At 64.9% G+C, this 9,539-nt stretch carries 10 protein-coding genes; 8 read left to right on the top strand and 2 right to left on the bottom strand.

Features of this window, described 5'->3' with window-relative positions; genetic code table 11:
* Window positions 1-56 precede the first annotated feature (56 nt).
* Genes LPA34_RS24635 through araD form a run of 4 tightly spaced genes read left to right on the top strand, consistent with a single transcriptional unit; the run spans window position 57 to window position 4,720 of the window.
* A complete protein-coding gene (locus LPA34_RS24635) occupies window positions 57-1,136 on the top strand; it encodes an ABC transporter ATP-binding protein (RefSeq protein ID WP_228983402.1) in 1,080 nt (359 codons plus the stop codon).
* A complete protein-coding gene (locus tag LPA34_RS24630; protein ID WP_228983401.1) occupies window positions 1,133-2,011 on the top strand; it encodes an ABC transporter permease in 879 nt (292 codons plus the stop codon). Before LPA34_RS24635 ends, LPA34_RS24630 begins: the two co-directional genes overlap by 4 nt.
* Window positions 2,011-2,931 (top strand): ABC transporter permease, encoded by a 921-nt coding sequence (locus LPA34_RS24625; RefSeq protein WP_228983400.1) that lies wholly within the window; start codon window positions 2,011-2,013, stop codon window positions 2,929-2,931. Before LPA34_RS24630 ends, LPA34_RS24625 begins: the two co-directional genes overlap by 1 nt.
* A gap of 55 nt (window positions 2,932-2,986) precedes the next feature.
* Window positions 2,987-4,720, top strand: coding sequence for an L-arabinonate dehydratase (gene araD / locus LPA34_RS24620; protein WP_228983399.1), 1,734 nt, complete (start codon window positions 2,987-2,989; stop codon window positions 4,718-4,720).
* Window positions 4,721-4,833: 113 nt separating this feature from the next.
* On the opposite strand, the gene LPA34_RS24615 is transcribed toward araD, so the two are convergent.
* Together LPA34_RS24615 and LPA34_RS24610 are read right to left on the bottom strand one after the other, a co-directional pair.
* Entirely contained in the window at window positions 4,834-5,439 is a 606-nt protein-coding gene (locus LPA34_RS24615; RefSeq protein ID WP_228983397.1) for a short chain dehydrogenase, read from the bottom strand.
* 158 nt (window positions 5,440-5,597) lie between these two features.
* A complete protein-coding gene (locus tag LPA34_RS24610) occupies window positions 5,598-6,053 on the bottom strand; it encodes a DUF3005 domain-containing protein (RefSeq protein WP_228983396.1) in 456 nt (151 codons plus the stop codon).
* Window positions 6,054-6,348: 295 nt separating this feature from the next.
* Between LPA34_RS24610 and LPA34_RS24605 the strand changes: the two genes are divergently transcribed.
* From LPA34_RS24605 to LPA34_RS24590, 4 genes are all read left to right on the top strand, one after another.
* Window positions 6,349-6,582, top strand: a complete 234-nt coding sequence (locus tag LPA34_RS24605; protein ID WP_090538000.1) for a hypothetical protein — start codon at window positions 6,349-6,351, stop codon at window positions 6,580-6,582.
* 113 nt (window positions 6,583-6,695) lie between these two features.
* Window positions 6,696-7,622, top strand: coding sequence for a serine O-acetyltransferase EpsC (epsC, locus tag LPA34_RS24600; RefSeq protein WP_228983394.1), 927 nt, complete (start codon window positions 6,696-6,698; stop codon window positions 7,620-7,622).
* A gap of 60 nt (window positions 7,623-7,682) precedes the next feature.
* A complete protein-coding gene (locus LPA34_RS24595) occupies window positions 7,683-8,501 on the top strand; it encodes an AraC family transcriptional regulator (RefSeq protein WP_228983393.1) in 819 nt (272 codons plus the stop codon).
* A 120-nt stretch (window positions 8,502-8,621) separates the two neighbouring features.
* A complete protein-coding gene (locus LPA34_RS24590) occupies window positions 8,622-9,533 on the top strand; it encodes a DMT family transporter (protein WP_228983392.1) in 912 nt (303 codons plus the stop codon).
* Window positions 9,534-9,539 lie beyond the last annotated feature (6 nt).

Here is a 9,539-nt window from a genome sequence, read left to right as displayed (position 1 = left end):
TGGCGCGCGGCCGCGCCCCCCCGGCCCCGCCCCGCCGCCAGCTTCAGGAAATTGTCATGAAGTATCACTTTGAGCAGTTGCGCCTCGATTCGGTGTGCCGCAGCTTCACGAACGCCGAGGGTCACGCGGTTGCTGCGTTGCAGGGGCTCGACCTGAACATCCAGCGTGGCGAATTCATCGCGCTGCTCGGGCCTTCCGGTTGCGGCAAATCCACCGCGCTCAATTGCATCGCCGGGCTTCAACCGCTGACGGCCGGCGGCATCTGGCTCGACGACCGGCGCATCGACGTGTTGCCGCCCGAAAAGCGCGGCTTCGGCATGGTGTTCCAGAACTACGCGCTCTTTCCGCATATGTCGGTGCTGGAGAACGTGGGCTTCGGTCTGAAGATGCGCGGCGTCGCGAAGAGCGAAGCCGTGCGACGGGCGCGCGAAGCGCTGCAGCTCGTGCAACTGGTCGGGCATGAGCGCAAGCTTCCCGGACAGCTTTCCGGCGGCCAGCAGCAACGTGTGGCGATTGCGCGGGCGATCGTAATCGAGCCGCCGCTCATTCTGATGGATGAACCGCTGTCGAATCTCGACACCAAACTGCGCATTGAGATGCGTGCTGAAATCCGCCGCATTCACAGCCAGCTCGAACGCGCGACGATTTACGTCACGCACGATCAGGACGAAGCGCTTTCGATGGCCGACCGGATTGTCGTGATGAGAGAAGGCATCGTGCAGCAGGTCGCCACGCCGAAGGAAGTCTACGGACGGCCGAAGAATCTGCATGTCGCGCGCTTCATGGGTTATCGCAATGTCGCGGAGTTCACGCTGGAAGGCATGGAGGGCGAAGGCGTCGCGATGACGGCGAACGGCGTGCGGCTCATCGGCACGCCGATGGAAGCGTTCAACAGCAAGCGCGTGAGCGTCGCGCTGCGTCCGGAGGATATGGAGCGCGCCGCGCCCGGCACGCCGAACGCGTTCGACGCCGACGTGCTGACCGTCGAATACGGCGGCCGCGATTCGCTGATCCGTGTGAAGACGGTGTTCGGTGAACTGTGGGCGCGACTGCCGGGCGAATTCAGCGAAGGCGAGCGCATCAGCCTGTGTGTGCCGCCCTCGCGCACGCTCGTGTATGACGGAGCGGTGCAATGAACGCGGTCACGCTCTCACCGCCACCCGCGCCGCGCGATACCCGCGCGTGGCTCGTCACGCCCGCGCTGATATTCATTCTCGCGCTCTTCATCTATCCGTTCGCGTACGGTCTGGTGCTGTCGTTCCAGCCGACGAACGGCGGCAGCATGTGGGCCAATTACACGACGTTCTTCACCGACACGTCGATGTGGCCGACGATCATCGTCACGCTGAAGCTCGCGGTGCCCGCGACGCTGATCAACGTCGGCGCGTCGATTCCGGTCGCGTTCGCGTTGCGTCGCGATTCGCGCTACCAGAAGTTCGTCACGACACTGCTGGTGATTCCGGTCACGCTCGGCACGGTCCTGATCGCCGACGGCATGCTGACGTATTTCGGCCCGAACGGCTGGTTCCCGCAGGCGTTGCAGGGCATGCATCTGTATTCCGACGAAGTGCGGCTCACGCATAACTACTGGGGCGTGCTGATTTCGCTGATCGTATCGGGCTTTCCGTTCGCGTTTCTGCTCACACTGTCATACGTCACAGGTATCGATCCGCGGCTCGCGAGCGCCGCGGCCACGCTCGGCGCGAGTCCGTGGCAGCAGTTTCGCCAGATCTATCTGCCTTTGCTGGTGCCGGGCCTCACGATGGCCGCGTGTCTGTCGTTCGTGCAGGCGTTTTCGGTGTTTCCGTCGGCGGTGCTGCTGGGTGCGCCCGCGGGGCCCACGCGCGTGATGTCGATTGCCGCGGCCGAAGCGGCGTTCGAAAGCTATGACTATTCGCTTGCGTCCACCATCGCGATGGTGATGGGTTTCGTGCAGCTGCTGGTGGTCGCGGGGATGCTCGGTGCGCGCCGCTTCTTCTACAGCGGACCGGTGACGGGAGGGAAGGGCTGATGACGACCGATCACCACGCCACGCATCCGTGGCCCGCTGATGGCAACCGCAAGAGCGGCAACGACGGCACGCAGCGTTCGGGCCGGCAGCGCACGAGTCTGCCCGATCGTCTGTGGAAAGTGCTCGTATGGGGCGCGATGGTGTTCTTCCTGCTGAACGTCGTGCTGCTGATCGCGACGGTCGCGGTCAACTCGATCGCCACGCGCTGGTTCGGCACGCCGCTGCCGCAGGGTTTCACGCTGCACTGGTACGCGCAGGCGTGGAGCGATTTCCAGCTCGCCAACGTGTTGTGGGTGACCGTCGAGGTCGTGGGCGCAGTGGTGCTGCTGTCGGTCGCGCTCGGCGTCCCGGCGGCCTATGCGCTCGCTCGCGTCCAGTTCCCCGGCAAGCGGGTTGCGATGCTGATCTTCCTGCTGCCGCTGATGGTGCCGCCCGTGACGTACGGCATTCCGATGGCGACCGTGATGTACAAGGTCGGTCTGGCCGGTACGCTCTCCGGTGTGATTCTCGCGAATCTGGTGCCGGCGCTGCCGTTCGTGATTCTCGTGATGACGCCGTTCATCGAGCAGATCGATCCGAACCTCGAATCGGCGGCGCGCATCTTTGGCGCGAACACGTTCCGCTACTTCCGCTACGTGCTGCTGCCGCTGCTGGTGCCCGGCATGCTGGCCGCCGGGCTGCTCGTGCTGGTGCGCACCATCGGCATGTTCGAGCTGACGTTCTTTACAGCGGGGCCCGCCACGCAGACGCTTGTCGTCGCGTTGTATTACGCTGTGTTCTCGACGGGCGTTCGCGCACCGCAATCGATCGATGCGATGGCGATGATCTACATGGCGATCACGCTGATCTGGGTACTGATCGCATTGCAGTTCGTGAGCCCGACGCAGATCGTGTCGCGTGGGAAGCAGCAGAAGGCCTGACGGCCGCTCCAGCACGCGCCGCGCCGTACGTAGTCAGGACGTTGCTGGAGAGAGCGTGGCCAGACGAAAGACACCTGAAGAACTGCGCAGCCACCGCTGGTATGGCGTGAACGACCTGCGGTCGTTCGGCCATCGTTCGCGCACGGCGCAGATGGGCTTCAGCCGCGAGGAATACGCCGGCAAGCCGGTGATCGCGATCCTCAACACGTGGAGCGAAATGAACGCGTGCCACACGCATTTCAAACAGCGTGTGGAAGAGGTGAAACGCGGCATCTGGCAGGCCGGCGGCTTTCCCATCGAGTTACCGGTGCAGACGCTCGCCGAGCCGTTCCAGAAGCCGACCACGATGCTCTATCGCAACTTCCTCGCGATGGAAGCCGAAGAGACGTTGCGCTCGTACCCCGCCGACGGCGTCGTCCTGATGGGCGGATGCGACAAAACCACGCCCGCGCTCCTGATGGGGGCGATCTCGATGGACCTGCCCGCCATCTACCTGCCCGCCGGCCCGATGCTGCGCGGCAACTGGAACGGCGCGACGCTCGGCTCGGGCTCCGACACGTGGAAATACTGGGCCGACCTGCGCGCGGGCAAGATCACCGAAGAAGACTGGCAGGGCGTGGAAGGCGGCATCGCACGCTCGCCGGGCCACTGCATGACGATGGGCACGGCATCGACGATGACGAGCGCCGCCGAGGCGCTGGGCTTCACGTTGCCGGGTTTCGCGTCGATTCCCGCGCCGGACTCCCGTCATGCGCAGATGTCGGCGAAGACCGGCATGCGGATCGTCGAGATGGTGTGGGAAGACCTGAAGCCGTCGGACATTCTCACGACCGGTTCGATCGACAACGCGGTGACGACGTGTCTCGCGCTGTCCGGCTCGACGAACGCGATCGTCCACATGATCGCGGTGGCGCGACGCGCGGGCATCGAACTCACGCTCGAGCGCTACGACGACATCTCGCGCCGCACGCCGGTGCTCGCGAACATCCGTCCGACCGGCGCGTACCTGATGGAAGACTTCTTCTACGCGGGCGGCCTGCCAGCGATGCTCCGCGAACTCGGCGACCTGATCGACGGCTCGCAGAAAACCGTCAATGGCCGCACGATCGGCGAGAACATCGCGGACGCGAAAATTTTCAACGAAGACGTGATCCGCAGTCGCGCCGCGCCGCTTCTGCCCGGCAACGGCCTTGCCGTCCTGCGCGGCAACATCGCACCCGACGGTGCGGTGATCAAACCGGGTGCGGCCGATCCGAAGCTGCTCGTGCACACCGGCCGCGCGGTCGTGTTCCGCGACTATAACGACATGGCGGCGCGCATCGACGACGACGCGCTCGATATCGACGAAAACAGCGTGATCGTGTTGCAGCACGCGGGGCCGGTCGGCGCACCGGGCATGCCGGAGTGGGGCCAGTTGCCGATCCCGAGGAAGCTGCTGGAGAAAGGCGTGCGCGACATGGTGCGCATCTCCGACGCGCGGATGAGCGGCACCAGCTATGGCGCATGTGTGCTGCACGTCGCGCCGGAGTCGTTCATCGGTGGACCGTTCGCGCTGATCCAGACCGGCGACCTGATCGAACTCGACGTGCCGCAACGCAAGCTGAACGTGCTCGTGCCGGACGATGAACTCGCGCGCCGCAAGGCCGCGTGGGTCCAGCCGGCGCCGCGCTTCGAGCGGGGTTACGGAGCGATGCATCAGGTTCATGTGCTGCAGGCGGACAAAGGCTGCGACTTCGACTTCCTGCAACGCGGCGGCGCGAAGCCCAATGGCGAGCCGGAGATTCACTGAGCGCCGTTCACGCGATGCGCGGCTACGCGACGGCCGTCGCATCCCTCATGGGAATACGACCGCCGTCTCGTGAACTACATGACTAAAAACGCGCGACGTCACGCCGCGCCGGTTCAGTAGCCGACGCGATAAATCTGCCCGGTCTGCGCACCTTCAACGCTACGCAGATAGGCCTGCGCCGCGCGTTTCGCGCTTACCGGTTCGAAGCCGCGGAAAAACGGCGCATAGCCTTCCATCGATTCTTCGAGTACGGTCGGGCTTACCACGTTGATGCGGATGCCGCGCGGCAGCTCGATTGCCGCACCGCGCACGAAACCTTCCAGTGCCAGATTCACCGAGGTCGCGCTCGCGCCGAGGCGGATCGGTTCGTCGGCGAGGATGCCGCTTGTGAGCGTGAACGAGCCGCCATCGTTGATGTACTGATGTGCGCCGAGCACGACGTTGATCTGGCCCATCAGCTTGTCGCGCAGACCGGTCCAGAACTGCTCCACGGTCATCTCCGTGAGCGGGCCGAAGTGTACCTTGCCGGTCGTGGTGACCACGGCGTCCACTTTGCCGATTTCGCGAAAGAGCTTCTCGACGCTTGCCGGGTCTGTGCTGTCGACGCGATACGCGCCGCGCGTCGCGCCCACTTCGATGACTTCATGCCGTGTCTTCAGTTCGCTTGCGACCGCCTGACCGAGCGTGCCCGTTGCACCGATGACGACAACCTTGTTCATGCTGATACTCCACAAATGGGGAATGGGAAACCGGGAGATATCAATTCCGCCATGACGCGGGCAATCGACACCGGGCACGAATCAAACACGGGTAAAACGTAAAGCCCACGTGCCGCAAGCGACACGCGGGCAAATCAAACACAACAGACGGATGCAGTCTACTTGCCACGCTGCAGTTCGATCACACGCGCCGGCCGTAAATGATTCAACGCGTAGTGAATGCGTCCGCGCTGCCGACGTTCTGCAACCGTGCGTGGGTCGTCGAACTGATAGTCGATGTCATAGGCTTTTTCAGGTGCGACCATGCCCTTGTCGACGAGCGTGCATCCCGGTTCGAGCGCCAGCAGAAGATGATTGCCGCCGACGCGGCTATCGAAGCCGGCGATGTCGCCGAGCATGTCCGGCACGCTGTCGTCGAGTGACGCATTGCTACAGGTCATTTCGTCCGGGCTGATCGCTCCGTGCCCGGCAATTCGTGCCGCTTCATGATTCTTGCCGTCGGTGTCGACGGTGCTGTCGTGTGTGCGATCGTTATGCATCTCGGCGCTGAGCGGCCTTTTTGCCGCGGCATGCGCGGTGTCGCCCTGCGGTTTCTTTACGTCGGTGCTGTTCATGACGCTACCTCCATTCAGGAACGATCAGGTGGAATACCTGGCTGTTCCGTCAGCAAGACCCGTTCCGGCAGCCGCACTTTCAATGTGGGTAAGGGTGCCGCCGGGGTCATCCGCGTGTGCCGTAACTTTTTGCTTTTTTTCCGTAGAACACGCATTTTCTACAGAGTATGATCTTAGTCCGAACGAGATGGCGCGTATTGGCGTATTGAAGAACGGCCGCCGGTGGTCTGGCGGAAGCAGAACACCACGCGTCGTCGCTCATATCATTTACGAGGCAGTCAGGAGCGGGTGACTCATGCACTTCGATGCTGCATTCACACATCGTGGCTACTTGCTGAACTGTGCGCCGGCGCGTTCCGGCGACGGCATGTATCAACCCTATGTCGTGATCTCGCGCTCGAGCGACGGCGAGCTCGTCGCCAATCGTTTTTTCCCCGTCGATCTCCGCTTCTCTGACGAAGCTTCCGCGATCGCACACGCACGCGACTGGGCCGTGCGCTGGATCGATGCGAGCAGCGTGACGATCTGACTGCCGCGCGGCCTGGTGCGCTGTCCCGGCGCGCGTTACGCGGGCAGACAAAAAACGCGGTAATCTTGGGGACACTTCACTTCGAACCGCACTCCCGTGCGGGTGCCGTCCTCATGTCAAACGTGTCTTCCCATAACTGGGGCCTTGAACAGATCGTCGCCGAATTGCGGGCGTCGCGCGAAGAACTGCATCGAACGCGCCACCCGCGCGGCATCCGCGAACTGCCCTCGCGCGAAGGCGTGATCAATATCGTCGCGGGCCTGCGCGCGGCGCTGTTTCCGACGCACTACGGCGCGCCCGACCTGACGGATGAAAGCGTCGACTATTACGTCGGCCATACGCTTGAAAGCACGCTGCGGTTGCTGGCCGAGCAGATCCGTCGTGCGCTGCGATTTCTGCCGGAATACGCACAGACACCTGACGTCGAACTCAGCGTGCATGCATTCGATGTCGCACGCGAATTCGGCAAGCAGTTGCCCGGCATTCGCGCGCTGCTCGTGAGCGACATTCACGCTGCGTTCGCGGGCGACCCTGCCGCGCAGCACATCACCGAAATCCTGCTTTGCTATCCAGGCGTGGGCGCGATGACGCATCACCGTCTCGCGCACGCGCTGCACCGGCTCGGCGTGCCGCTGCTCGCGCGCTTCATCAACGAGATCGCGCACTCGGCCACCGGCATCGACATTCATCCGGGCGCGTCGATCGGCCCGAGCTTCTTCATCGATCACGGCACGGGCGTGGTGATCGGCGAGACGGCGATCATCGGCGAACGCGTGCGCCTGTACCAGGCGGTGACGCTTGGTGCGAAAAGTTTTGCGGCGGATGTGGACGGCTCGCTCGTGAAGGGCAATGCGCGCCATCCGATCGTTGAAGACGACGTCGTGATCTACGCAGGCGCGACGATTCTGGGTCGCGTGACGATCGGCAAGGGCTCGGTGATCGGCGGCAACGTGTGGCTCACGCATAGCGTGCCGCCGGGCAGCAGCGTGTCGCAGGGCAAGATCCGCGAAGGCGAGCGCAGCGACGAGGGCAAACGCTGATGTCGCCGCGCCTGCCCGCATGCATTCGCGCGTCGCATTGGCCTCGCGGCTGAGACTGGCATGCAGCGCGGCCGCGTCCAGATGGTTCGCTGTGCAATCGACGGCCTCGAAGCGACGGTCGCCGAAACGACGCATGCGTTTCCACGCCATTCGCACGACGGTTTCGGTATCGGCGTGATCGTGCGCGGCGGGCAGCGTTCGGCGAGCGGACGCGGTCCGGTCGAGGCGCTCGCCAATGACGTGATCACCTGCAATCCCGGCGAAGTCCACGACGGCAGTCCGCTCGACGCGCGCGGCCGTGCGTGGCACATGTTTTACTTCGCGCCTGCGCTGATGTTCGAGGCAGCGGGCGAACTGACGCAGACGTTCACGCGCGACGTCGAACTGACGCAGCCCGTCACGCACGATCCGTTGCTCAAGATACGGTTCGAACGCCTGTTCGCAGCCGCTGTCGACGATGCCGCGAGTCCCTGCGACATGGCGCGCGAAGAGGCGCTCGTCGCGCTGCTTGCCCATGTCGGCGCGCATCATACGATGCTCACGCCGCCGCGCCTCGCGGCCGCGCCGATCGCACGCGCGAAGGTGCGCATCGACGACGATCCTGCTTCCGCGCTGACGCTCGCCGATCTGGCATCCGAAGCGGGGATGAGCCGCTTCCAGCTGTTGCGCGGTTTCGCGCGGGAACTCGGCCTGCCGCCGCACGCTTACCGGATGCAGCGGCGCGTGGCGCTCGCGCGGCGGCTGATCGCGACCGGCAGCGCGCTCGCCGATGCCGCGGCTGGCGCGGGCTTCGCCGATCAGAGCCACATGACGCGCGCGTTCGTGCGCCTGCTCGGCGTCACGCCCGCGAGTTACGCGGCGGCGATGCGGCGTTCCTGAGCGTCATACCGCGCGGCGTGCTGCCGCGCATCCATTCGTCTCACGCTGCAATTTCATTCAAGACGCGCGTTCGCGCGTGTCCTACGCTGCGTCACATCAATCAGCGGACAAGGACGCAGCATGAATTCACGATCGACTGGCTATCTCTTTTGCGCGCTGGCGATGATCGGCGTGGGCAGCACCGTGGTGGTCAGCAAGACCATCGCGGCCGGCTTGCCGCCTTTCTGCGCCACGGCGTTGCGCTTCGCGATTGCGTTTCCCCTGCTCGTCGCGATCATGCGCATGCGCGGCGCGACGTTCCCGCGTCTGAACCGGCGCGACACGATGCTGGTGATCGCGCAGGCGGGCGCCGGCAGCGTCGGCTATACGGTGTTCCTGATCAGCGGCATGAAGCTCGCTTCGGCCGCCGACGCGGGCGTTATCGCGGGCACGCTGCCTGCCGTCACGGCGGGCGTCGCGATGATCGCGTTCGGCGAGCGGCCGCGTCCCGCGCTGATCGGCGCGATCCTGCTCGCGACGGCCGGCGTGCTGGCCTGCACGGTGCGTTTCGACGACATCGAAGGGGCGAGGAACAGCCGCGCGCTGGTGGGTGATGCGCTCGTGCTGGCGGCGGTTTTCTGCGAAGTGCTGTTCATCCTGCTCAACCGCAAGCTGTCAACGCCGGTCCCGGCGTTGCAACTATCGGCGCTGATGAGCGGGATCGGCTTTGCGGTGGCCGTCGTGCCGGCGCTCTTCGAAGCGCCCTGGCGCGGGCACGTCGACAGCGCGGCGATTGCCGGCGTCGTGTACTACGCGCTCGTGCCGACCGTGGCCGGCTTCGTGCTCTGGTACGCGGGCGCCGCGCGGATCAGCGGCTCGGAAGCGAGCCTGACGACAGCGCTCGTGCCGGTGTCGTCTGTCGCGCTCGCTGCGTGGCTGCTGCACGAGCCCGTGAGCGTCGCGCAACTGGGCGGCGTGGCGTGCGTGCTGGGTGCGGTGTTGCTGGCGAGCATGGACGGCCTCGTGCGTGGACGAAGGCGCGCAAGCGCGTGAACACCG

The sequence above is a fragment of the Paraburkholderia gardini genome, assembly GCF_907164575.1.
Classification (GTDB): Bacteria; Pseudomonadota; Gammaproteobacteria; order Burkholderiales; family Burkholderiaceae; genus Paraburkholderia; species Paraburkholderia gardini.
The sequence above is the reverse complement of the archived record's forward strand: the minus strand, read 5'-3'. Positions and strand labels throughout refer to the sequence as shown.

Coding starts and splice junctions, on each gene's coding strand:
- LPA34_RS24635 (WP_228983402.1), top strand. CDS start 57: ATGAAGTATCACTTTGAGCAGTTGCGCCTCGATTCGGTGTGCCGCAGC.
- LPA34_RS24630 (WP_228983401.1), top strand. CDS start 1,133: ATGAACGCGGTCACGCTCTCACCGCCACCCGCGCCGCGCGATACCCGC.
- LPA34_RS24625 (WP_228983400.1), top strand. CDS start 2,011: ATGACGACCGATCACCACGCCACGCATCCGTGGCCCGCTGATGGCAAC.
- LPA34_RS24615 (WP_228983397.1), bottom strand. CDS start 5,439: ATGAACAAGGTTGTCGTCATCGGTGCAACGGGCACGCTCGGTCAGGCG.
- LPA34_RS24610 (WP_228983396.1), bottom strand. CDS start 6,053: ATGAACAGCACCGACGTAAAGAAACCGCAGGGCGACACCGCGCATGCC.
- LPA34_RS24605 (WP_090538000.1), top strand. CDS start 6,349: ATGCACTTCGATGCTGCATTCACACATCGTGGCTACTTGCTGAACTGT.
- epsC (WP_228983394.1), top strand. CDS start 6,696: ATGTCAAACGTGTCTTCCCATAACTGGGGCCTTGAACAGATCGTCGCC.
- LPA34_RS24595 (WP_228983393.1), top strand. CDS start 7,683: ATGCAGCGCGGCCGCGTCCAGATGGTTCGCTGTGCAATCGACGGCCTC.
- LPA34_RS24590 (WP_228983392.1), top strand. CDS start 8,622: ATGAATTCACGATCGACTGGCTATCTCTTTTGCGCGCTGGCGATGATC.